This is a genomic window from Paenibacillus sp. WC2504 (assembly GCF_052682475.1).
Map to the genome: position 1 here is coordinate 6,678,987 of NZ_JBQZFH010000001.1, position 24,875 is coordinate 6,703,861.

Below are 24,875 nucleotides of genomic sequence, written 5' to 3' on the forward strand. Positions count from 1 at the left end.
GTAGTATCGTGACATATTAGGGGCTCGTCAGGGAATAAAAAATACCCTCATCTGTTAGATGAGGGTAGATAACAAGATTCAGTTAATGGTTAACACGTACTTCCTCCCTGTACTCCTTCGGTCCTTTCCCATAAAACTTCTTAAAGGCCGTGCTAAAATAACTCGAACTAGAATATCCCACTAATGTAGCAATATCTGTTAGCTTGAGCTCACTTTCTTGCAGCAAAACTTCAGCCCTATTGAGTCTCAACCGCGTGACATAGTCACTGAAAGTCACTCCCACACTTTGCTTAAACAGTCCTGACAAGTACGTTTCATTCAGATGGAACATATCTGCAAGCGAGGTTAATGTAAGCTCATAGGAATAATTTTCATCCACATAGTTCCGAATGGCTTCCATCATTTGCTGACCACTCGAAAACCTAGTTTTCCTTACTTCCTCCATAACCAATTTCGCCATATCATGCAGTTGCTCGAGCACCTGCTCCCTAGAGGAATAATCCCTTACGGTCATTTGACAGTTCCAGAGATAGCTCTGTAAAGACGTATCCCCTAGCTCAAATTTCTTCGCAATTGCATTAAACAAGAGAATAATACGAAGCGTCAAAAAGGTAAACACAAACATCGGCGTATCCCGATCTGCAGAGAATATACTGTGCAGTTGCTTGGTAAAAGCAGACATATCAAGATTTTCAATAGTATGCATCAGCTTTCTCTCAACCTCAGTTGAGAATCTGTGTGTCATAGCGAGCATATTCCTATCGGTTTCGGCTTTATCGGAATGAATCGTGCCTTGGCTCCAGGCCAGCATGCTAGATGCGTAGCCATCTTTGAGTTGCCTCAAGCCATAAATGGGTTCGCCGATACCGAGCACGCAGTCTACTTTGAGGTAGGTTTGAATATCCCGCTTCAACTTACGCACGAAGTCAGCCAAGAATCGTTCATACTCAGCATTTTGAACCAAAATAACAAAATGTATCATCGCAGGATGACTCATCGAATAGAAGGGATAGATGTTTTCCCATTTCTGGGCAGACTCCCGGCAAAGCATCTGAAAAGCTAAATAGAGCAAGTCTTTCCGCTCACTCCAATCGTCCAATCTCCCTGGAGGAATGCGCATCTCTACAGTGACAAACTGTGCATGAACGTCATCAACAGCTAATGCAGATAACTCTAGTTGATCCATACGTTCCTTCATCGTAGTTACGCTAAACCATTCATCCTTCACCAGTTGCCAAAGAAGTTGCTCTTGCATCAACCCCAGTTGTTGGTGATTTTTGATATCCTCTTGGTCCTGCTCCCGGATGCGATTGCGATCTTCTTCCAATTCCGTGGCTAGCTTACCAAGAAGTGCGGTTAGTTCACTTCGAACCACGGGTTTGAGCAGGTAATCCTTCACGCCTAGTTGAATCGCAGCCTTCATATATTCAAAATCCGAGTAACCCGAAAGCACGATGATGCGAAGCGCGGGGTACTTTTCCTTGCATGCGTTAACAAAAGCAATACCATCCATTTGCGGCATGCGCACATCGGTAATAATTACATCCGGCAACACGTGCTTCTCCAGAAGCTGCAGAGCTTCCAGCCCATCAGCTGCTTCCAAAACGATTTCAAATCCGGCGGATAACCAATCTATTTTCGCTTTAATACTGTTACGAACGCCGACCTCATCATCAATCAGCATGATTCTGTACATCTCGGTTGTCAGCTCCTTATCAGCGGCAGGATCAAATTCAGTTCCGTTCCTTCACCCAGCTTGGATTGCAGCTCGAATTGAAATAGTTCGCCATAGTTCAGTCGACATCGTGATAACACATTACGAAGCCCGATACTTTGCCCCTCGGTACTTAGAATCGCAACAGAATCAGCAGACTTGAGTTCATCGAGTAGATTTTGTACTAAGTCAGGGGACATGCCAATGCCATTATCCTTGACGGATATCAGCAATTTATCCTCTTTCAGCTTCGTCCTTAGGACAATCCGTGCCACGCCATGCTTCTCTAAGCTGTACTTCACCGCGTTTTCCACTAGGGGTTGAATGATAAATTTGGCGATTAAGAAATCAGCTGCCGCGGGATCTTCCTCTTTCACAACCTGTAAACGCTCCTCATGTCTCAAATGAAGGATAAATAAATAATCCCGGATATACGCCATTTCCTCCGCCACTCGAACCAAATCACTACCTAGATTGAGCGAATATCTCATCATTTTCCCCAAAGCTTCCGTCGCATCCATCACGAGGTCTTCCCGTCTCATAGCCGCCAGACCGCTAATGATTTCGAGCGTATTATTATAAAAATGCGGATTAATTTGCAGTAGCAGCGCCTTGTATTCAGCATTTTTCCTACGTAAATTCGTCTCGAACTCCGTCTCTATTAAATAGCGCAGCCGATGGGTCATCTGCTTGAACACAGCCGTCACATAATTGACTTCGCTATGCCCCTCGCCGGCATTCGGAATCACTTGAAGCGCCTGATGAAACTCTCCACGCTCTACATGCTTCATCGCCCTCCCCATCACACTTAGGGGTTTGGTTATACCTGCGGACAACCAAAAAGCCACCACTATCGCAACAACCAGCAACAAAATGGTAACGGCAAGCATTGTCTTTCGAATCTGAGTGATTTTTTCATACAATTCTGCTTCAGGCACACTTCCAATAATCGTCCAATTCTGAGCAGGTAGCTTGCGAAAGAAAAGCAGATTCGTCTCTCCCTTAACATCCATAGGAAAAATCCCACTCACATCGCCATCATATCGCACATCAATTTGCTGAAGTCCCATCTTGAGCATGTCCCTATCTTCGGACAGATTTTGATCCAATACACTGTTACCATCGTGGGTCATCAAAACAACTTTTCCCGTCTTCCCTACATGGATCTTTTCAATGGCATTGCGAAGCAGGGTTGTAGGATAGTTCACTTTGATAAAGCCCATATTTTTAAGGGACTGTAGCTGCACAAGTGGAAAAATAAAGCTATTAATTAATCTCGATCGCATAAATTCATCCGACTGATCGACATCCTTGTGTGCTGTCGTCCAACGTTTGTTTTCTGTTATAAACCCCTGAAACCACTCACTGTTCTTGTACGATTTATCCTGTGTCCACACACCGCCTGTATCCTCAACAAACGCACTAATGGATATCCCACTGGAGTTGTTCACCGCATAAGACGAGAAATACTCCCGCAATCGTTGCTTCGTAAGAACTCGTTCCTGAATCGTACTATCTGGATTTAAATGCACGGTCAACCACTCCTGAGTCGTTCGAGCGCTCACCACTTGATTGCCTGCATCCTCGACCTGCGTAAGTAGCGTCCCCACATGTGAGGCAAACTGCTCAATGGTTTGAGAGGTTGAAGCTTCAATCGACGACTTGATCGTTTTGGTAGCTTCTTCACTAAGTATATAAGCCAATGTTGCAAAAGGGAGAAGCAGTAGAACCGAAAATACCGCCATCAAACGGCTCCTCAATGAGAAAAACATGATATCCCCCCGTTATATCTGAAATCTAATCATTTTATTTAAGTAATATCTACTTATCATATCTCTGGAGCGCCTAACCAAACAACGACAAAGAGACGATCACCGAAATGATTCGTCTCACTTATCTGGAGCTACTTACTTCTTCTGCTGTGCTAGGACATCTGCGTACGCTTTATCAATTGTCGTAACGGCCTCTGCAATGGACGCATCAATGTTTCTTTTGCCAATCGTGACATCTTCGAACATTTTGTTTACAGCATCCGACATTTGCGGGAAGATAGGCGTGATCGGACGCGGTCTACCATACTTTTGATTTTGAATAACAAAGATATTCTTCGGATACTCATTTAACTCTGGGAACGCCTTGGCAGATGAATAACGGGAAGGGATATCTTTCGTCATACCTGCATACGTTTTCTGTCCTTCTTCCCCAGTTACCCAGTTAATGAACTTCCACGCTTCATCTGGGTGCTTACTTTTCCCTGAAATACCGAGAGCCCAGCTGCCGTTTGCTACTGCTTGTGCCGTTCCTTTTGGCAATGGAGCTATATCATAGTCTTCGCCCAGCTTGAAATTCGGGAATTTCTCCTTCAGATTAGCCAGGGACCATGAGCCATCAATCGTAATAGCCAATTTGCCGTTCGGGAACGGATCTGGTGGATACTCCAACGCAGATACTTTATCTTTATTATATAGATCAGAGAAGAACTGAACGGCTTTTTTCGTTTGCGGTGAGTCTAGGAAGCCTTTGGATGTTTTTCCATCTGGACTCATAATTTCCCCACCGAATTGCCAAACGATCGGATATTTGAAATAAGCGGTTGCACCCGCATTGCCAAAGCCTTGCGCCGGGTCAATGCCAAAGATGCCATTCGCTGGGTCATTTACTTTTTTCGCAGCATCCAGAACTTGATCCCAAGTCCATGGCTCATCTGGATTTTTAGACGGAAGGGGAATGCCTTTCGCTTGGAAAAGCTTTTTGTTATAGAACATCGCAATCGAAGATTCCGTCAGAGGTGCCATGTAGATTTCATTTTGATACGTGTAGGTCGCAAGTGTTGATTTTGGAACATCATCCATATTGCCGTCTGCTTTGAAGTAGGCGGTTAATGGTTTAAGCGCTCCCGCGTTTGCATACGAACCGACGGTAGGTGCATCTAACGCCATGATGTCCGGTGGGCTGCCGGAAGCGATGGATACACGCAATTTCGTGTCATAATCGGAGTATGGAATCGGTGTCATTTCCACGGAAATATTCGGGTACTTTTGCATAAAGGATGCCACTAGCTTATCATAGGCAGCATTTTCCGTATCATTCCCTGAGTTTCTCCAGAATGTAAGTTTTACTTTTTCTTCTTTTGTCACAGCTGCATCTGTTTGCTTTGGTTCCGCTGATGAATTGCTTGATGCGCTTCCACTATTGCTTTGCGAAGAACATCCCGCCAACAAACCACCAACCACGATAGCGCTTACGACTGTTTGACTTAGTTTTTTCATATGTTGTTGCCCCTCCATTACTATGTTGTTGTTTCTGTCACCATCTTATCAAAGTGAAAGGGACATTAAATTCAAAATGCTCTGCTTCTAACTTATAAAATTATCATGAAGGGCGATGAAAGTAAAAGGAGCGTGAATTTTAGCGTAATTCAAAACCTCTAAATAATATAAAAGCTAGCCCTAAAAGATGCTGGACCAGCACTGTTCAACTCTTCTTATCATTGTTCTTTATGAATAATTATACATAATTACGTATATATATTAAAATTTCTTAAATGAAACTAAACTGCCCGTTAGCGTAACGACGGCAGCCGATTGGTTCTCGCCGGCTGCCGTCGTTGTCATCATTGAACTATAGTTCCCGTTGAATGAATAATCAATGATATTGTCCTGTTATGTGTTCATTCGAATCTTTCATTAATTTGGAGAGTAATACAATTTGCCCAGCATGATATCCATAGTGTGCCGCAACCTGAATAAGAAGCCGACTGATTACTCTCACTTCATAGGTTTCATTTTCTGAAGCATTAACCTGAAGCATTCTGTTCCAATCCTCCAAGTCATAGCGGATTATGACTTCCCTTTTTAAATCCTCCTCAGACAAAGCTGATAATATAGTTTCAGATTCGGATCGTGTCCTCAAAAGAAGACTACTCAATTCATCTTTTGATATGCCACCTTCAGAATTAAATTCTCGAGTGCGTTCCCGGATGAAAGGTTTGTTTCCAATAACACTTATGAAATTCTGATACTCGTTTCCAGCTAAATGTAAGCAAAGGTTTCCAATGCTATTCATAGAATCCTTTATTCTTTTCCAAATCAAATCATCATCAAGTTGGTTTAAGCTCTTTATGATTCGATCAAGTTGCTTGTTCATGTCTTCGAGTACGGTTTTTGTGAGGTCTGGCACGATTATTTCCCCTCTACAATTTAGTAAAAATACACATATCTCTTTTTTAATAATTCGTTTAACTCAGATTGATTCCCTTTAATTATTCTGCCCGTTAGGTGAGCGAGAAGCTGCCCCGTTCTTTTCAAGCTGCATAGGGGATACAAAAACCCGTATTCCGAAATACAACCATTTTTCTAATAAGGATTGCGGTTTGGAGAAATACTTTTATGGAATAAGACAGGAGGTGAACAATAAACATGAGTAAAACTAAAGACACTAGTAACCCGAAGCATACCACGTCATCAGGTAAAACTGGAGAACAAAAGAAATCGAAGTAAAGCTGTTACGTACCGTCATCCCACTCTCTGCGCTTAAGCGAGCGAGGAGTTCGAACTTCAAAGCATTAACAAACCCGGTTTACTTGACCGGGTTCTTATTTTGGAAATATAACAACAAGTCACTCCTGTTCAACAACATATAGTCTAGTATGCATTAAATAAGAGATAAGAGTATTTCCCCACGTTTTAAATACTTAGTTAGATGTTCTACTAGGAGTAGATCTTCCATATTCTTCATTAAATTTATTGTTTTAGCAATAAAATTCCAATTTAAACAACCTGACAACCATAGTAATGAAGGAAGTCTGTTAAAATCATTTTGATTTAAGATATCTTTTGCCTCATAACCATGTAATACCGCCTTTCCAAGTGCAGGAGACATTTCGTGGGAACCTAGTCCATGAGTTCGTGAATACCATTTTATTAACCATGCTAAACCCTCTACTCTATCCGTATAAGTGATAGATTCAAAATCAACTATTCCATTGATTTCACCATTACTATCCCACAATATGTTTAGATTGTTTAGGTCACTTTGAACTATGAACTCCAATGATTCAGATTTGGCTTTTTCTATATGATATTCTACAAGTGATATGTAATTTTGTAACAATTCGTCTGTTCTTGCCATTAGCTTAATTGAGCCTAATTCTTTACGAATCATTCCAAGAAATTGTTGTGAACCATAAACATGGGATTCTTTTGTAAAAACCTCACTTTCAAATTTTGCTGATATGTCGTGAATCTTTCGTGCTAGCTTACCAAATTTTTCTGAGACGAGCTCAGTACAATGAATAATATGCTCACCTTCAATCCACTCAAATAATAGGAATCTCCATTCCTTATCCCCATCATTAATCAAAATAAATGGTTCAGCTTGTACAGTTGACCGATGTTTCATAAAAGGAATTCCGTATTCACGTAGATAATTGCAAAATTTAATCTGTTCTGTAAGAACTTCATCCGTTAGTTTAACAAATACGTTATTTTCATATCGCTTATAGCTAATAAATCTTGCTGAGAAAGACTTTTCTTTTAGCTGAATTTTGAAGTGTAAATCCCCATGCCAAGTATTCGATTGAAGTTCTTTTTCGAAAACCAAATCTTCAGGGTTAAATCCATAGTGCTTTATTGCCATTTGAAGTAACTTAAAGTTATCCATTACTGAAGCACCTTCCTCAGCTTTTGCTATCTTAGTCCTTTATTTACATTACCATAAGATGTTTGTTCTGCTAAGGAGTTACTCAACTATTCTGCTGGTTAAGTGGAAAAGGCAGCCGATCGTAACAGGCTACCGCGGTGTCTTTAATAGGCTATCGTTATCCGTTATGTTATTTGGCGAGTGAGCTCCAATACTTTCAACTTTAACAGCAATTGTCGGATGACAAGAACTTTATCTCATTCCCGCCGCCGAGTGTGTGTCAGCCGCATTTCGAAATAAAAAAACACACCACCGTGGTGTGTTTAGAAATTGTATATAGTCAACCTGCTTGGGTGGGGGATGTGTTTCCAATTAACAGGTTTATCGATTACAAGAGAAATTGGACTAATGAATCTCATATCTCTCTTGGTGGCGAACTAAGATTGTATACTCCTTCTGGAACGCTGATAATATCTTTGGGGTCAATCACTGACCATTTCTCTTCACCTTGCCGAAGGATGTTATCATGATACAGATCTCCATGCAGTATGAGATTCTCATTCGTGGTCGCGATTAGATATTCCAGACATTCTTCACCAGCTCGAAGGCAGTGGCATGTCATGTTTCTTGTCTTTGAACTCTTTGAACCGCTCTCGGTATCGCTCAATTACCACGAAATGCGCTGACAATGACGTGAAATTGTTATTCCACAATATAGATAGCTGGCGGGCTATGCAAAAATTCAATAAAATTTTTGGGATCGTTTTGTACGGCTTCGCCTTCAGCTGTCGCCATTCCCTGATTCAAAGCTTCTAAGTGGTCAAATACAATTTCAACGACCAAATATAATTCTCTATTGGTGTACAGGGATTGCTTTACACGATGAATGGAGACGCTTTGTATCCCAGGAATTTGTTGTACTAATGGGATATGAACATCAAAGTAATATTTCTCGAACGCTTCTAGGTTTTTGGGCTGTTCATAAAGTACGATCATTTTTGCCATTGGTTGTTCTCCTTTATCGGTTTTCTTTATACAGTTTACACTGATACGTGGATGCCAAACGGGCCTCTTCTAAGCTAGGATTAACTTTCAGCGTCTGCTTTCTGTGCAGCCACCTTCCGGCGGTACTCCAGTGCCTTAAGTCCTCCCCAACCCCAATTGTCTGTGTCGACTTCTTCGATCACTACGAATGTCGATTCCAACGGCTTACTCAGCACGGTAAGCAACAATTCGCTTACGCCCTTGATGAGGGCTGCTTTTTCTTCGGCAGTCATCGAGTCTCGATCAGGCCTCGTGCCTTCTCTCGTTACTTGAATGTTTACGATCGGCATGAATAATTTCCTCCATTTCGAATGGATATCCTTCGCGGCATCCGCCAGCGCTTGTTCACAGCGTCAGTTGATGACGACATTCGCGCCGCGTTTCACTAATTCTACTGCCATAGCTTTACCAAGTCCGCTGCTTCCGCCAGTGATGACATATACTTTACCTTGATTGCTCATTTTATGATTGCTCCCCGTTTATATTATTGCTGTTGTTCAAAACCGATTTTCAACGCTTTTGCAATCGATACGGTTCGTTTGGCCTGATGCGCTGCCGCACCGCGTGCATCTTCTTTAATCTTGCCGTCTTGACCCACGGTTACGCTTGTGCCGTACGGATTGCCTCCGGCCGTGAAGACCGCCTGATCCGTGAAGCCAGGCGCGGCGACGATGGCGCCCCAATGGTACATGGACGTGTATAGCTGCAGGATCGTTTGTTCTTGACCCGCATTCGGATTCGTAGCGGATGTCATGGCGCTCACGACTTTGTTTACCGTTTTACCTTGCGCCCACAGACCGCCGGTCGTATCGAGGAATTGCTTCAACTGCGCCGGCAAGTTACCGAATCGAGTCGGCATACTGAAGATAATGGCATCCGCCCACTCCAAATCCTCTACCATCGCAGTCGGTACGTTCTTCGTCGTCTCGAGATGCGCTTTCCAGGAAGGTTGACCATCCACAACGGATTGAGGTGCCGTTTCTGCGACTTTCAAGATTTTCACATCGGCTCCGGCTTCACGGGCGCCCTCCGCTGCCCATTGGGCTAATTGATAGTTTGTTCCATTAGAGCTATAGTAAATCACGGCTAATTTCACTTTAGTAGTTGTCACTGTTGAGTTCTCCTTTTTAAACCAATTAAAAATCCCCATATTATAATCGCTCCAAACTTTTACGTATATGATGAAATCAAGTATACCGGCACGAACCGCAAACTTTAGGGATGCTACGACCGATCCGGCATGGTGATGAACGAATCTTCCGGTGCTGCTTACTGCTGCTTAAATGCGCTGAATAGATCAGCTAGCAACTGCAAGCCTGTAAATGTATGCTTATCTAGAATTAGATCTGCCGTGTTTTTGTTATTGTTCGTATTCTACCTTTTAGTAGATAGAAATTTAATAAGCTTTTTCAGCCAAAGTTTTGAATATGAGTAAAGAATGCAATGCAACATTTCACATCGGAATAAAAAACTATCGCTTTAATATATTCTGTAGCTGTTTGCATAGACTCATTAGGTGAGCTTGAAATTAAGATAAGTGATTAGTTTAATAACAATTAATGAAAGAGCGACCCGATAAGCGCTCTTTCATTAATATAAAGAACTCTTTTGAGTCTTCTGCCTTCTTACTTTACAAGCCTTTTTCTTAATAGAAACATCCACCATTTAGTACATTATAAAGAATTTCTCAAAATCTTTCTGACATCTTCTTTAGTTAGAGGAACATAGCTACCTATTTGATCGGCAAGCATAGCCCTTTCCGTCATCAGTTCAATTTCCTTGTCATCGATTCCATAGTCCGACAACTTCGTAGGCGCTCCGATGGATGTCCAGAATTTCTTGAGGGATTGAATCGCTTCTGCTGCCAATTGAGCATCTGTTTTTCCTGTCGGGACCAAATCAAATACACGAACACCCAGCTGCGCGACTTTCTCCGGACGTACGGCCGCGACATGTTCCATCCAACGCGGGGCAATAATCGCGATTCCCCCGCCATGTGGGATGTCATGGACAGCTGATACAGCATGTTCGATGAGATGCGTCGACCAATCCGGACTAACGCCCATTCCAGTTAGTCCATTTAAGGCCAATGTTCCATTTAATAACATGACTTCGCGATGTTCGTAATTGTTCAAATCATTCACGAGCTTAGGCGCCGTCTCGATGACGGTACGAAGAATTGCTTCACCGATTCTTTCCTGAAGAGGTGCATTGCTCGAACCATGAAAATACTGTTCAAAGACATGGGACATAATATCAACGCTGCCGTATACCGTTTGATCCCGAGGTACGGTGAATGTAAGCTCTGGATCTAGAATACTGAATTTTGGAAGCACATGACTGGAATTAAAGAATGCTTTCGTATTCGTTTCCCAGTTCGTAATGACGGAATTTCCGTTCATTTCTGATCCAGTTCCCGCTATCGTTATAACCGTGCCAATCGGTACGGAATTAGAAGGGGCGTTCACCTTACTAGTCACGATATCCCACACATCACCGTCATATGGCACGCCCGCGGCAATCGCTTTAGCACAATCAATTACGCTACCGCCGCCGACCGCAAGAATAAAATCAAGCATATTTTCTCTGATAAGGGTAATTCCTTTTTGGACGGTTGTTAGTCGTGGATTCGGTTCAACTCCTCCTAGCTCAACGACAAAAGCTTCGATTTCCTTTAGTTCACTGATAACTTTATCGTAAAGCCCATTTTTTTTTATACTTCCGCCCCCGTATACTAGCAAGACACGTTTGCCGTAAGCAGGAATTTCATTTTTCAGGCTGCTTACATGGCCTTTTCCAAACAATAGCTTAGTCGGGTTTTTAAATTCAAAGTTCTGCATTTTTGTTATCCCTCTTTTATTTTATTTTTTATTTTCTTATCGCTACAAACATAAGCCACGTTAGTAGGCGAAATTTGGTCGAGCATTTTGTAAACCAGAAACCTGAAAGCAACCAATTCATTAGAAAGCATGGCACTCAAAAACGTGTGCCAGCTGCTTAGCATAATGACATTTTGAGACGCCAGTCACAATTTTATGCACATCACTCCTTAAATAAATATTCATATATTACAAATTGTCGATATAAATAATTAAAAAAATTTAGATTTTGCGAATTGTCAATATGATAGTTCTAGAGAAACTGAATTCCAAGAATGAATTCAGTCTTCTGTATAATTGCTATTTCTGAAGGAACCGACCGATATCATTAATCGCATCTTCATTTCTTTTGTAGTAGGTCCACTTCCCTAAGCGTGTAGCATGAACCAGTCCTGCTCTTTGAAGCATGGAGAGGTATTGCGAAGCCGTAGATTGATTCATATTTAATTTTTCAGTGATTTGACTCACACATACCCCAACTGTAATAAGGTCAGCCCCTTCCTGGGGTGAAAAATGAGTTGTTGGATCTTTCAACCATTCTAAAATTTGAACACGCGCTTCATTGGAAAGTGCCTTGAAAATCTCAATTGTGTTGGTCATGTTGACTATTATATATTATATTTTTGCAATATGTCAAATTGTTAATTTCATCTGCCTTTAATAAAGTATTAGACTGAATATTGAAGTCGTGCGGTGTTTCGAATTGCAATACCGTTGGGCATTGAATAATAAGTATTAGACTGACTCTTTCAAATGGATCAGTTGCACTAATGGACGAGAAAATAAAGTCCTAGATTACTACTGTTTTATTGTTCTATCGTTTTCCGTTAGGGAGTGAAATGATAATAACTGATCATAATCAAATCCAACGATATCTAGAAGTTCTTTTCGCAACCCTCTATAAAAGTTACATTGATTAGCTTACATTAACGTTCGAATGAATTTTTCAGATAGCCGATCTATAACGGGATTTATGTTGGTATCGTCAACAAGCGAAAGTTTATCGGCTTTAAACAGCTGCATTTTTTTTAATTGATAATAGTCGTGCAACACTTCCTTTATTGTTGTTTGATTGTAGAGCAAATATTTAACGCTTGTGACTTCGTGTAGCAGAAGGTCGTCTTGCAGCAAAATAAACTTTCCGTTGATTTTGTTAAAAATGCCTTTGTCTATTCCTAGGCGATAAAAGCGGAGAGAATGTTCTTCTCGCTTCCGCAATACGTCTTTAAGCATGTTGTAGAGGTCGGGGTACGATGCTTGCAAATCTTTCATAAATACGTCAGTAATAAACTCTATAAGCGATACCGATTGTTCAAATAGCTGCTGAAACCAGAGGCCAAAATAAGATTCATCTTCGTTGTCGTTACGCTCCTCTAGCCTCTCGATATAATCAACGATAATGCGGACAACACCATCTATAACATCCTCTTTAGATGAAAAACGCTTGTACATAGTCGCTCGGCTTACGTCCATATATTTCGCGATATCGTCCATCTTTAAATGTAGAAAACCATCTCTAATGACGGATACAATCAATTTTTTTAATAGTTTCGTTTTTGCGTCTTGATTCATTGGGGCATTCATGTGTAATCCCTCCTTCAATCTATTTTAATATACAATACAGTTTAAGCAAAGAGAACAATGTAGACATATATTACGTTTTTTGTTTACTTTGTATTTTCGGAGTGTTATGATGTGATCATTCGTCAAGCCTGGTTGGCTTTGCGGACAAACAAAGAACTTTATTATTGGGAGGGAGGAACTCTGTATGTCCACTAGCAGTGGTTATAAAGCGACTCCGCAAGCCCCGATCTTGTCGGGCTTCGGCGCGCAATCGACCGCCCGGGAAGTGGTCGCAGGGGTGGATCTTAAGGGGAAAATCGCGATCGTAACCGGCGGGTATTCCGGGATTGGGCTAGAGACGACACGCGCTCTAGCGGAAGCAGGAGCTTCAGTTATTGTTCCGGCGCGCTCCGTAGAGTCAGCCCGTACCGCTGTTGCGGAGATAGATGGGGTTAAGGTCGCGGAACTCGATTTAATCAATCCAGCCTCGATTGATGCATTTGCGAAACACTTTTTGGCATTTGGTAAACCAATTCATATTTTAATCAATAACGCAGGCATTATGACACCACCGTTAACGCGGGACGCTCGCGGGTACGAGTCTCAATTTGCCATTAATCATCTGGGACATTTTCAATTGACGGCGCGCCTTTGGCCAGCATTAAAACAGGAAAACGGTGCTCGTGTTGTATCACTTTCATCCTCGGGAATTCGCTTTGGAGGAGTTAATTTTGATGATCCAAACTACGAACTGCGCGAATACAACAAACAACAAGCATATGGACAGTCCAAATCTGCTACTTCTCTGTTTGCCGTTGCTCTTGACCGGCGGGGAGCGGTAGACGGTGTTCGGTCATTTGCAGTTCATCCGGGTGCTATAATGACCAATTTAGTTCGTTATATGTCGGAAGATGAACTATCCACAGCACAGACGTTTTTCAAGTTCAAAACCGCTGAACAAGGTTCGGCTACGTCGGTTTGGTGCGCGACAAACAAGAAGCTTGACGGAATGGGTGGAGTTTACTGTGAAAATGTGGACATCGCTAACGTTGTTGAGGCGAAAGATGCAGCAACTGTACCAAACGGCGCAATGACTTGGGCGATCGATCCCGAAATGGCGGATCGACTTTGGGAGTTAAGCGAACGGTTAATCGGTATGAAATTCATTATTTAAGCACAACCTTATTCTTAGGAGGAATTGAATCATGGTAAATAACAACGAATATAAAATTACTCCACAATTACCGATCTCATCGGGTTTTGGAGCGGAAACGACCGCTTTGGAAACTGTTAAAGACATAAATCTAAACGGTAAGATCGCCATCGTAACAGGTGGACATTCTGGTATTGGTCTTGAAACGACTCGCGCACTGGCGGCTGCAGGCGCTACTGTCATTGTAGCAGCTCGTTCACCTGAGCAGGCCGGCAGCGCTCTCGCCGGTATTGCTGGCATAGAAATAGAAAAGCTCGATCTGAGCGATCCTGCGTCGATTGACAAATTCGCTCAACTCTTCCTGACTTCCGGGAGACAGCTTGACTTTTTGTTCGCTAACGCAGGTATCATGGCTCCTCCACTAGTTCGCGATGCTCGCGGCTATGAATCTCAATTCGCTACGAATCATTTGGGTCACTTCCAATTAACATTGCGTCTATGGACAGCATTGAAGCAAGCAGGGAACGCTCGGGTCGTATCACTCTCCTCAGCAGGAGTTCGATTCGGTGGTGTCGACTTCGAAGATCCTAACTTTGAAAAGCGCGAATACGACAAATGGAAAGCTTACGGCCAATCGAAATCGGCAAACGCTTTGTTTGCGGTAGGCCTCGACAAGCGCGGTTATGCGGACGGTATTCGTGCGTTCTCCGTACATCCAGGCCGAATCGACACTGAACTAGCTCGTTTTTTATCTGATCAAGAGCGTGGTGTTGGCGGCGTATTCAAAACAACAGAGCAAGGAGCAGCGACAAGCGTTTGGTGCGCAACGAGCCAGCAATTAGAAGGAAAAGGCGGCGTTTACTGCTTGGACTGCGACATTGCGGAATTGGTTGCTGACTTCAAGATGGGAGATATGAGCCAACAGTATCATGGCGTACTTCCTTGGGCCGTCGACCCCGACATGGCGGAACGCTTGTGGATCATGAGCGAGAAAATGACTGGCGTGAAAATTGAAGGCTAATAAACAAATTATCAAAGAAGAGGCCGACCTGAATGGTAAAATTCGGGTCGGCCTTTTTATTATGCGCCTTAGCGATTGTAGCATTCTGGACAAGCACTTTATTCTCTAACGGAACAAACGTTTCTGCCTAGTAGTAATTCGCTTTTGTCCATACCCCTATCCGTCGGGAATGAGATAATGTTCTTGTCACCCGACAGCAATTTGAATATCAAGTAACAATAACGATGTTATTCTTCTTCAATCTTAAACCATTGGCCTGAAGCTTGGATAATATTCCAAAGTTTCTCCGGAAGCTCAAGCTCGCTTACTTTTGAAGTCTTAACCACCGTCTCAATTTCATCTTCTTTACCGTTCTGAACCTTTTTAACCCAGTCTGGATTCATGATTAAAGCATGACCAACCGCTGCTAAGGCTAAGCCCTTATCGATTGCTGTTGCAACAGCATCTGGAGCTACCATAGAACCAGCAGCCATAACAGGAACTCTGCCGTCTACTCTTTCTAAAATCAATTCAAGCCGTGTTTTTCCATTTACACTTCCTCGTGGTTTTGAAGATATATCATCGAGCGAAGCATGGATATAATCCAACCCCTGTTCAATAAGACAGTCAATTAATTCATAGGCTTCATCCATCCCATAACCGCCTTGTTCTTCAGGAGAAATTCTGTATCCCAGAATAAACGGTTTTGTGGCATGTTTGTTAATCGTTTTTTTGATTACTTGAACTACTTCTAATGGAAAACGCAAGCGATTCTCCATTGATCCCCCCCATTGGTCCTCACGTCGGTTGTAGAATGGAGAGAAGAAATTCTGGAGTAAAAACCCGTGTGCACCATGAACTTCTACACCATCAAAACCAGCTTCAATAGCTCGTCTGGTTGTTTCTGCAAAAGCATGGATCACATCCAAAATTTCATAGTGTGAAAGCTCTCTAGGCAAAACTGATGGAGCAAATGCTGTAGCTTCAGTCTCTACAGAGCTTGAACTTACTACATCTCCATTTGGTGCCAAGTCCGGTAGTGCTTTGTTACCTGCGTGGAATATCTGAAGTAACGCTGGAGCTCAACCGCTTTTCGCCGCATCCGCCAATTTTCGTAAGCTCGGAATAAATTTATCATCATAAGCTGCCAATTCATTTGTAAAGCCTATACCGTTTGGTTGGACATGTGTATATCCGGTTATAACCAGACCTACGCCATCCACTCTCTTTCTGTAATATTTCACTTCATCATCGGAAACCGTGTAATCGTCATTACTTGCCCAAGTGGTCATAGGCGCCATAACGACACGATTTCTAAGAGTTATTCCGTTACTGAATGTTAAGGATTCAAACAAGTTGTTATATTTTGTGTGCATTCTCTAACCTCTTTCAAATTATATTTACAAGATTGTTGTCTTAAATTAAAGCGTTCATTCGCATTCCATTACCAGTTGATGAACGCTCACAACATTGGTACAATGACATCGTAAAGTATTCGAGTAACTCGAAGTCAATAGTAAGGAGGTAGAAATTTTGAATCAGTCATTACATGAACCTAAATATACAGTGAAAGATGTATCTGAAATAACTGGTCTTACAAAACATACGATTCGATACTATGATGATCAAAAATTAATTCCTTTTACTTCAAGAAATAAAAGAAACAATCGTTTATTCTCTGATCATGATCTGGATTGGTTGCGGATGGTGCATTGCTTTCGTATTTCTGGATTGCCTATTTCCGAAGTCAAGCATTACATTGCCATGTGTTTGCAAGGTGATGAAACAGTTCCTGAGAGGGCTGAGCTTATTGCAAAACAAGAAAAAGAACTTGAAGCGAAAATACTTGAATATAACCTTCAATTAAAGCACATAAAAGAGAAAAAGGCTTACTACGCAAATGTCTTAGCTGGCCAATTAGAGGATACCTGGAATCCAGTCAACAACAACCCAGAATGTGGAGAGAAGTACGATATACCGAAACACATCCAATAAACATCAAAAGTTAATGTATGATCTTTAGAAGATAGTCTACGGCTTCGAGTACACTCGAAGTCAATTTTTTTTGTGTTTAATATTGACGGTATTCCGTTATTCTGCCCGTTACTCCCTCGGTATTAAGGGATTTTCTCACGTTTACTCGCTCATTCGCAGGATTACATCCCTCTTGGAAAAAGGATACAACGGTTTAGTAGTGGTGGTGGCACCACCGAACGGCCATAAAGGTATGCGCAAATAGAGGATAAGACTTAATTTCCTCATAATTCCATTTATTGCACGCATTCTCCACAATGCCCTCGGAGGTTCACCCTCCCATATCTCAACGGGTCTATGCCCTTACCTTCCTTCGTTACACCTGTCCAAGGGGTGGAGGCCGATCAAGTTCAACGTGCGGGTCAGTGCCCTTAAGTAACGGGTAATCGGTACTCCGTGCTTTCTTTGTAATCCTGCGAATGAACCAACCTACGTAATCTAGATTTACATTAAGCTGCTACACAGTCATGAATACGTGCTTTGTCAGGTGAAAAAGACTCTCCTCGTTGAGCCATACCAACCAGAATACGTGCTAGTTTACCAACTAATTTAAACAAGGAACGGTACTTTTTCATGTGCAGTACTTGTACATTATGTTCATGCCACTTCCGAAACAACACATTGTTACCAATAAGACGTAACGTAGCTAAATACAAATACTTTCGCAGAGTTGAATCTCCCCGTTTTGAGAGTACGATCTGCCCTTTCCGTTTACCCGACATACTCTCGGCTAGGTTCATACCTGCTCTTCTCAGAAGTTGTCTCCCGTGAGAATACAGATTTAGATCACCTGCACCCGAAAGGATAGCAGCAATGAATATGGGTCCAAGACCTTGAATGGAGCGAAGTTGATGAGCCAAAGGTATCTTATCTAGGATCACCAGGATTTCTTCTTCAATATTCTCTAGAATCTCAACAATGCGACAATATTCATCGAGTAGTCTGCGCAAATCTTGTTTGGCTTCGTGAGTAGCTGTAGTTTCACCTATACTTCTAGCTGCAGAAGCGATGAGCTGGGCAGCCTTCTCTAGCCCTGTGGTACCGCCTGCTCGTTTCATGTGCTTTCTCCAGCTTGCTATGACTTCTGCTGTAGTCATCCCATGTAAGTCTGCTGGAACAGGGGATTCATAAAGCGTCGCTAAGGATCGCTTGCAGGTCCAATCCGAAAAAACTGAAGTAAATTCGGGGAAACGGATATCCAGCCAGCGAATGATTCGGTTCTGAAGCCGTATGCTATTCGCCACCCAAAACTCTCGATCGCTCATGATAACGCGTAACTTCTGAAAAGAATGTGATTGCTTCGTGTATTCAGAGTAATACCCTCTACTGACAACATCCGCGATGACAAGAGCGTCCTTTGGATCATTTTTGGAGGGAGAATTATCTCTATTCTCCTTGTTTCTCTTAGTCGTAACAGGGTTCACCAGAACAACGTTTAACCTCTGTTCTACCAACCAATTCGCTAGATTAAACCAGTAGTGCCCCGTCGGTTCCATTCCAATTATTATGTTGTTCAATCGGTGTTTCTGCTGCAATTCACTAACCCAACGGCCAAACCTTTCAAACCCATCCTTGTTGTTGGTAAAGGAAAGATGGCGTTTTGAAAGAACTATTCCGCGAAAGTTCGTTGCCTGTGCAACATGGGCATCCTTCGCCATGTCGATGCCAATTACTAAGTGAGTTGGAGTTATTCTTTCTATCCGTTGATTTTGTTCGTCTGATTGCTTAAACTTCATAAAGAGCGCCTCCTTGATGGTGTTGGGTTTCAAACCCGTGGACAAACCCATCATACCGAGGCGCTCCTTTTTTGACAAAGACCATTTCTTAGGTCCTACAGGAAGGTTCAACGGAAAAGAAGCAGATGCCGGTCGCGGCAATCTGCTTCCTGATTAATTCACTAACGTTCTTCGTCCCTCAGTTTTAAGGGTTTATTTCACGTAAACTCATTCATTCGCAGGATTTCATCACCTTGAAATATAGTAATCTTAAGAATACTAGGTTGTTGAGACCGTAATGAACCCTTCTATGGCATGCGGGAACAGAAGAAACATTGGAACATTTCCCCATTTCAATAATCTACTGCACGCATACTCCACAATCCCTTGGAGATTGACCATCCCAAGGCTCTACGGGTCGACGCCCTTACATTCCTTCGTTACACCTATCCAAGGTGTGGAGACCGATAGCGTTTAGCGGATGGGTCTGTGCCCTTATGAAGAACGAACTCGGTCCTCCGTGCTTTCTTTTTTGAAGTCCTGCGAATGAATCAATTTACATTAGTTCGAAGATGTTAGGCAGCGTGGGTATACGGAATGACTGTTTTTTCAGGAGTGAATGACTCCTCGGAATGCACCAAGCCAACTAAGATTCGTGCCAGTTTTCCAAGCAGTTTAAATATCGACTTCTGCTTACTCATATGTTTAACTTGCACATTATTCAGATGTAATTGCTTAAATATAGGATTTGTTCCCACTAATGTTAAGGTAGCCAGATACAAATATTTTCGGAGTGTGGAATCTCCTCGTTTGGAGAGTATGATCTGGCCTTTACGCTTTCCAGACATGCTTTCTGCCAAATTTAAACCGGCTTTTCGTAGCAATTGACGACCGTGAACGTACTGCGTCAGATCACCGGCACCAGCCAGAATTGCTGCAATATAGATCGTGCCCAAACCTTTAATGGAACGAAGCTGGCTAGCAATCGGGATCTCACCAAGCAAAGCCGCGATTTCTTTTGCTATTTGGTTCAATATACCGTCAATACGCTCGTACTCTTCTAGTAAGCGATGCAGATCCTGTTTGGCCTCATTCAGCGCTACAGTTTCCCCCACGCTTTGAACCGCTTTAGAGAGTAGCTCAGCTGCCTTCTGAATACCTGTGGAGCCGCCAGCTCGTTTCATATATTTTCGCCAACCTGTAATAACTTCTGATGTAGATTGACCTTTTAGATCCAACGGAGACGGGAACTCTTTGAGTGTAGCTATGGAGCGTGGGCAGGTCCAATCTTTAAACACAGAAGCATACTCAGGGAAGCGTATATCCAGCCAGCGTATGATCCGATTCTGCATCCGAACACTATTTGTAACCCAAAATTCTCGATCATTCATTAGGGTTCGTAACCTCTGAAAATGAGTTGCTTGCCGAATGTATTCATAATAATAGCCACGGCTAACAACATCCGCAATAACAAGGGCATCCTTTGGGTCACTCTTGGAAGGACAATTATCTCGGTTCTCTTTGTTTCGTTTCGTCGTTGCTGGATTAACTAAAACGACGTTTAGGCCTTTCTGGGCAAGCCAGTTAGCTAAACTGTACCAGTAGTGTCCCGTCGGCTCCATGCCAATTATGATATCCTTCAGTCGATGTTTTTGTTGCAAACCTTCCATCCAACGCTGTAATTTCTCAAATCCCTGGATAGTGTTTTTGAATGATAGATGCTGGTTTGTAAGGACAATTCCCCGAAAATTTGTAGCTTGAGCTACTTGAGTTTCCTTTGCCATATCAATGCCCACAACAAGATGTGAAGTAGTAATTCGTTCAATACGTTGATTTTGACCGTCTGATTGCTTAAACTTCATAATAAGAGCGCCTCCTTGATGGTGTTGGGTATCTACCCGTCGACAAACCCATCATACCGAGGCGCTCCTTTTTTGACAAAGCCCATTTCTTAGGCTATACAGGAATGTTTAGCTCAATGACATCGTAATTTTTTATTACGCTTGTATATTCAAATAAAAGAAAAACAAAACTCCGTCTTCCGTATTCGCGGCGCCGTATTGTACGCCATGCAATTCCAATATATTTTTGGAAATGGCCAGTCCTAGTCCAGTCCCGCCATGTGCACGTTGGCGTGCGATATCTCCACGATAGAATCGCTCCCAGACTTTGTCTAATTGATCCGCGGGAATGTGAGCTCCTTTATTTTCTATGCTAATCTTGACTCGAGTTGTTTCTTCTTTGATGGTAATGAAAATATGCTCATGTTCGGGTGAGTAGCGGATCGCATTGGTCAAGAAATTCATAATCACTTGTTCGATTCTGTGTTGATTAGCCATGACTTCAACCGAAGCAAGTTCGGTGTGTACTTTGAGCTCTTTGCCTTTGAATTCCAACAATAACTTCTCACAGCACTCTTCCACGAGCTTATCAATGCTAAACATATCCATTTTCATTTTATAGGTTCCAGATTCAAACTTTGCAAGCTCCAGCATATCCAGAATTAAGAGATTCATCTTATCCACTTCTTTGTCCATCGCTTCAAAATAATGATCTTTCTTATGCGTAGCAACGCCATCCTTCATAATGGAAATGCAACTTTTCATGACGCTCAGAGGCGTTTTCAACTCATGCGAGACTCCTGAAATAAATTCTTTCCTTGTACTTTCCAGTTGCTTTTCTTTCTCAATGTCCTTTTGCAATTGTTGGATATAGGAATTCAGAGTTCGGGAAAGAGAATTGATACTCTGAGACAAGTCACCAATTTCATCTTTGGATCTTATCGAAATGGTTTCCGAAAAATCTAAATTTGCGATCTTTTTCGTAGTCTGATTAATTTGAAGCAAAGGTTTGGCAATCTTTCTCGAATAATAAAACGCAGCGAGAACAATAAGTAGGATAACTAAAGCGATCATATACACATAATAATCTTTAAGCATTTGTACGGCTTCATCAACCGGCTGCAAAGAGGCCATTGAGAAAATGTAGCTGGTTACTCCCGCTTGATCCTTGATCGGGTCAATAAACTGCTTGTACTTTACATTATTTTGTGTGAAATCAAGAATTTGTAAGGTGTCAATGCTATTGTGCAATTCATTGAATAGCACGTTGGCTTGAAACTCTTTAATTCGGTCCATAAATAAGCCGTTCGTATAAATGAAACTGGAAGATTCATTTCCAACAGGTAGCTGAATTTTGGTAATTAATCCACTAAGTGAAACTCCAGGGAACTCCATCTTTTCATTTTTTGAATATTTAATATCAAGCGTGAGGTCATCCATCTTTTTGGAGATTTTCTCATTTACCCAAAAAAAATTGCTTTTATCTAATTGCAAACGATATGGAATTAACCCAGACTCCATTTTATACTCATTAATAGAAACACGAGCCTTTGGAGCCAACATGGATTTTCCTTGACCTGGTGTATTATTTAAAACCTCATTAATGTTCATCATATTATAAAGTGGAACTGAAATGGTTTTACCGTAGGACTCATTATTCACTTTAGGTGAATCTATTTTTACTTCTAGGTAAAAGTCGTTCACATTTTTTAAGTTACCCTGGCTATCTAATGTGGTAATCCAAGTATTGTTTTGGCGATAAAAGTCCTGTTCCAGCTTCTGAATAGCAAGGACATTCCCTTCCTCTTCTTGGTAAGACTTCTTAAATGCTTGTATATTGGCATGGATTTCATTCACTTTTCTATTTGCGTAGTACTGTTTGAAGAATATCGTTTGGCCAATATATATGGCTGCTAAAATGAAAAGACATAGCAAAGTTGTTAAAGTAAACAATTTAGCTACAATACTTGTCCTCATATTGTCCCCTCAAACTTATAGCCCGTTCTTACGATTGTTGTAATCAGTTTGGATTTATCGCCCAACTTGCATCTTAAATTACGAATGTGAGTATTTACGGTACGATCATCCCCATCGTATTCATATCCCCAAATTTTTGTGATGAGCTGTTCCCTTGTAATGACAATCCCTTTATTTTGCATTAAATACACCAGTATTTGAAACTCTGTGTAGGTCAGGTATATATTCTCGCCATCTACGGATACAGTTCGAGAAGGTATATGGATTTGAAGACCATTAGCAGTTATTGTATCGCTTGCAGTAATTGTATTCGATAACAGGGCATTAGATTGACGTTCTTCCTTATACCTGCTTTCAATTAATCGTTTAGACCTGGCTAGTAACACAGCTGGACTATACGGTTTTGTCACATAGTCATCGGCCCCTAGCTCGAACCCCAGTAATGTATCATCCTCATCTACTCTAGCAGTCAACATGATGATTGGAACATTTGATGTCTTCCTGATCCGTCTGCAAACCGACCAGCCATCTAATTCTGGTAACATGATATCAAGAATAATTAAATGTACCTCATGATCTTGATATAAGGTTAATGCTTCTTTCCCATCCACTGCTTCTAATACTTGATACCCTTCATTCAGAAGATAATCTTTAATAATTTCACGCAGAATGTCTTCGTCTTCTACGATTAAAATTGTCTTATGCATAATTTCTCCTAATCCTTTTTGAAGCCAAAGACTTCAAATAACTAATTATATTCTTACCTTCAGAATAATTTTTAAGCTTTTGGATCTCTTATATATATTTAACATGCTCATATAAAGATTATGTAAAGATATTGGCTCAGCTAAATAAAAAAACGGAACAGCTGCTGCAGCAGAACTGTTCCGTTTTAAGTTGAACTAAAGCATGGTTGGTTGATTTATTTTTTCCATGGAGTTTCAGTTTTATGCTCGATGATTTGTACTACTTTTGGTTCAATATCTTTTAACAATTGCTCTATTGAGCGATTGTTTTTTGGAACGTCGCCTTTATTTTCACCTTGTATTTGAACATCAATTTGTGTTTTTGCAATGACATCAATCAATTGTTGTTTAGAAACATTTTTAGACGCTGCAATTTCAATAACAGATTTTCCTGTTGCTAATTCTTGTTTTAATTCTTGTGCGTCAATTGTCAATAACGAGAATAATTTTTCATCGTTTAAAAAATAATCCGCTGTATAATCAGGCTTACCATTTGTAGAAAATAAACCTTCTACTTTAATGGTTGAAGGTGTAGGTTTACCTTTCAATACTGATTGAATTTCTTTTGATGTTGGAGCTATTTCTGTTGTTTTTACTACCGCATTCTTTTCTTTAGTAGTTGGAGCAACTTCTGTTGTTTTTACTACCTCATTTTTTTCTTTTTGAGTGGCGTATGCACTACCAGCTCCCACTAATAATACTGTTGAAATACCAAGTGCAGTGAATAATTTGGTTCTGTGTTTTACCATTTTGAAAACCTCTTTCATTGTTTTATTGGATGTTACAGATACAAATATAATGAGTACATATAAAGATGAAGTGAAGATAATATAAAGTTGAAATATAGTTTTTCTTCTTCACAATTCATGCAAAAAGTATAATAAACCCGATCTATGACGTGACGATACGGTATTATTGTTGTCAGTAACCTGCTCGTTAGCGCAATGAAGTAGATGAATCAATCATAAATTGACTTCAAGCTATTTGTTTTTCCTATCCCGTTGCTTGGTCAAAGTCATTAGTGCGATTACAACAGAATAGTGAATGGATTCCTGAAAAGTGAACACTAAATATGTATTGTTCTGCTTCTGTGGAGAATATATCATTTTTATGACTTCCTTCGGAAATCTGTGCAAGTTCTTGTCTTTCGGAAAGGACAAGAAGTTGTATCCATAAAAATAAAAAACCGCGTAAACCGCGGCTTCTTATGCATATATGTTCTTGTCCTCAAACAGTTGTCGGAGGACAAGAATAACTATCGATAAAAGACAAGAAGTTGTTTGCTTTTCTGTTTTCTTCAAGTTTGCAAAAAACAAAAAACACAGCGGCGGGGTTAAAACGCGCTGTGTTTATTATTTTTAGTTACAATTCCGAATATTTAATTGGAGCATTAAGTTTTCTTACATAATTATCAATGTAGTGTTTTTCTTTTTGATAGTTCTCAGGATACCCACACTTAGAATTAAAATATCTCATTGTATAAGCAATTGGTTTATGTATCTTCTCAACTCGGGGAAGGCGATTTTGTGTAAAAGCTTCTACTATGACGGCCTATGTTAAATTCGAATG

General features: G+C 41.2%; 20 protein-coding genes and 2 pseudogenes. 3 read left to right on the plus strand and 19 right to left on the minus strand.

Annotation, left to right across the window (positions count from 1 at the left end):
* Positions 1-82 precede the first annotated feature (82 nt).
* From ACUN27_RS30170 to ACUN27_RS30230, 13 genes are all read right to left on the minus strand, one after another.
* Positions 83-1,696, minus strand: a complete 1,614-nt coding sequence (locus tag ACUN27_RS30170; protein WP_445560081.1) for a response regulator transcription factor — start codon at positions 1,694-1,696, stop codon at positions 83-85.
* Positions 1,697-1,704: 8 nt separating this feature from the next.
* A complete protein-coding gene (locus ACUN27_RS30175) occupies positions 1,705-3,459 on the minus strand; it encodes a sensor histidine kinase (protein WP_445560082.1) in 1,755 nt (584 codons plus the stop codon).
* A 162-nt stretch (positions 3,460-3,621) separates the two neighbouring features.
* Positions 3,622-4,983 (minus strand): ABC transporter substrate-binding protein, encoded by a 1,362-nt coding sequence (locus ACUN27_RS30180; protein ID WP_445560083.1) that lies wholly within the window; start codon positions 4,981-4,983, stop codon positions 3,622-3,624.
* A 376-nt stretch (positions 4,984-5,359) separates the two neighbouring features.
* Complete coding sequence (locus ACUN27_RS30185) at positions 5,360-5,893, minus strand: DinB family protein (protein ID WP_445560084.1); 534 nt, start codon at positions 5,891-5,893, stop codon at positions 5,360-5,362.
* Positions 5,894-6,367: 474 nt separating this feature from the next.
* Positions 6,368-7,375: a phosphotransferase enzyme family protein gene (locus ACUN27_RS30190; protein WP_445560085.1), complete on the minus strand. Its 1,008-nt coding sequence runs from the start codon at positions 7,373-7,375 to the stop codon at positions 6,368-6,370.
* Positions 7,376-7,769: 394 nt separating this feature from the next.
* Positions 7,770-7,976: an aminoglycoside phosphotransferase family protein gene (locus tag ACUN27_RS30195; protein WP_445560086.1), complete on the minus strand. Its 207-nt coding sequence runs from the start codon at positions 7,974-7,976 to the stop codon at positions 7,770-7,772.
* An 80-nt stretch (positions 7,977-8,056) separates the two neighbouring features.
* Positions 8,057-8,359, minus strand: a complete 303-nt coding sequence (locus ACUN27_RS30200) for an EthD family reductase (RefSeq protein ID WP_445560087.1) — start codon at positions 8,357-8,359, stop codon at positions 8,057-8,059.
* A gap of 80 nt (positions 8,360-8,439) precedes the next feature.
* Positions 8,440-8,688, minus strand: a complete 249-nt coding sequence (locus tag ACUN27_RS30205; protein WP_445560088.1) for a tautomerase family protein — start codon at positions 8,686-8,688, stop codon at positions 8,440-8,442.
* A gap of 63 nt (positions 8,689-8,751) precedes the next feature.
* Positions 8,752-8,859 (minus strand): SDR family NAD(P)-dependent oxidoreductase, encoded by a 108-nt coding sequence (locus ACUN27_RS30210; protein ID WP_445560089.1) that lies wholly within the window; start codon positions 8,857-8,859, stop codon positions 8,752-8,754.
* A gap of 23 nt (positions 8,860-8,882) precedes the next feature.
* Complete coding sequence (gene wrbA / locus ACUN27_RS30215; protein WP_445560090.1) at positions 8,883-9,548, minus strand: NAD(P)H:quinone oxidoreductase; 666 nt, start codon at positions 9,546-9,548, stop codon at positions 8,883-8,885.
* Positions 9,549-10,071: 523 nt separating this feature from the next.
* Entirely contained in the window at positions 10,072-11,238 is a 1,167-nt protein-coding gene (locus ACUN27_RS30220; protein WP_445560091.1) for an iron-containing alcohol dehydrogenase, read from the minus strand.
* A 339-nt stretch (positions 11,239-11,577) separates the two neighbouring features.
* Complete coding sequence (locus ACUN27_RS30225; protein ID WP_445558670.1) at positions 11,578-11,877, minus strand: ArsR/SmtB family transcription factor; 300 nt, start codon at positions 11,875-11,877, stop codon at positions 11,578-11,580.
* A 321-nt stretch (positions 11,878-12,198) separates the two neighbouring features.
* A complete protein-coding gene (locus ACUN27_RS30230; protein ID WP_445560092.1) occupies positions 12,199-12,861 on the minus strand; it encodes a TetR/AcrR family transcriptional regulator in 663 nt (220 codons plus the stop codon).
* Positions 12,862-13,045: 184 nt separating this feature from the next.
* Between ACUN27_RS30230 and ACUN27_RS30235 the strand changes: the two genes are divergently transcribed.
* Together ACUN27_RS30235 and ACUN27_RS30240 are read left to right on the plus strand one after the other, a co-directional pair.
* Positions 13,046-14,014 (plus strand): SDR family NAD(P)-dependent oxidoreductase, encoded by a 969-nt coding sequence (locus tag ACUN27_RS30235; protein ID WP_445560093.1) that lies wholly within the window; start codon positions 13,046-13,048, stop codon positions 14,012-14,014.
* A gap of 31 nt (positions 14,015-14,045) precedes the next feature.
* Complete coding sequence (locus ACUN27_RS30240; protein ID WP_445558673.1) at positions 14,046-15,014, plus strand: SDR family NAD(P)-dependent oxidoreductase; 969 nt, start codon at positions 14,046-14,048, stop codon at positions 15,012-15,014.
* Positions 15,015-15,241: 227 nt separating this feature from the next.
* On the opposite strand, the pseudogene ACUN27_RS30245 reads toward ACUN27_RS30240, so the two are convergent.
* Positions 15,242-16,369: pseudogene (locus ACUN27_RS30245) on the minus strand (NADH-dependent flavin oxidoreductase).
* A gap of 157 nt (positions 16,370-16,526) precedes the next feature.
* Here ACUN27_RS30245 and ACUN27_RS30250 point away from each other — a divergent pair.
* Positions 16,527-16,988 (plus strand): MerR family transcriptional regulator, encoded by a 462-nt coding sequence (locus tag ACUN27_RS30250; RefSeq protein ID WP_445560094.1) that lies wholly within the window; start codon positions 16,527-16,529, stop codon positions 16,986-16,988.
* Between the two features lie 488 nt (positions 16,989-17,476).
* Here ACUN27_RS30250 and ACUN27_RS30255 read toward each other — a convergent pair whose 3' ends face one another.
* From ACUN27_RS30255 to ACUN27_RS30275, 5 genes and pseudogenes are all read right to left on the minus strand, one after another.
* Positions 17,477-18,763: an IS110 family transposase gene (locus tag ACUN27_RS30255; RefSeq protein WP_315956298.1), complete on the minus strand. Its 1,287-nt coding sequence runs from the start codon at positions 18,761-18,763 to the stop codon at positions 17,477-17,479.
* A 554-nt stretch (positions 18,764-19,317) separates the two neighbouring features.
* Positions 19,318-20,604 (minus strand): IS110 family transposase, encoded by a 1,287-nt coding sequence (locus ACUN27_RS30260; protein WP_445559327.1) that lies wholly within the window; start codon positions 20,602-20,604, stop codon positions 19,318-19,320.
* Between the two features lie 135 nt (positions 20,605-20,739).
* The gene (locus tag ACUN27_RS30265) at positions 20,740-22,560 is read right to left on the minus strand and encodes a sensor histidine kinase (protein ID WP_445560095.1); all 1,821 of its coding nucleotides are present in this window, start codon (positions 22,558-22,560) and stop codon (positions 20,740-20,742) included.
* Positions 22,557-23,267, minus strand: coding sequence for a response regulator transcription factor (locus ACUN27_RS30270; protein ID WP_445560096.1), 711 nt, complete (start codon positions 23,265-23,267; stop codon positions 22,557-22,559). The genes ACUN27_RS30265 and ACUN27_RS30270 overlap by 4 nt, the downstream gene beginning before the upstream one ends.
* A gap of 215 nt (positions 23,268-23,482) precedes the next feature.
* Positions 23,483-23,839, minus strand: a pseudogene (locus ACUN27_RS30275) (hypothetical protein); the annotation flags it as partial.
* Positions 23,840-24,875 lie beyond the last annotated feature (1,036 nt).